We start from the raw sequence: 270 nt of genomic DNA on the forward strand, positions 1-270 counted from the left end.
CAGGTGGCTCCTTCAGCCGCGTCGAAAGAGCTTCTTTTGGCAGCAATGTGGTCTAAAACTTCCGGCCTGTAACGCGCTTTAATTCCGGTCATTGGAATGATTTTCAGGTCCTCAAGATGCCGACGATCTCCGACACCTTGGTAAACGTTTGTGAAGGGGGACGCAGCTGGTCCGTTTAACAATCGTAGGTGTCAAAAGCCGTCGCGAGAATCGTCGTAGACCTCAAGCAGGCGCGAAATCGTGCTTTGGCCCAGATAACTCATGATCTTG

The 270-nt window shown here is 51.5% G+C and carries 1 protein-coding gene; it reads right to left on the reverse strand.

Annotated features, from left to right (window positions below):
- On the reverse strand, positions 1–182 hold a 182-nt coding region (locus SB775_RS29855), incomplete at its 3' end, for a hypothetical protein (protein WP_410864861.1).
- Positions 183–270: the final 88 nt, after the last annotated feature.

Source organism: Peribacillus sp. SIMBA_075, assembly GCF_046534585.1.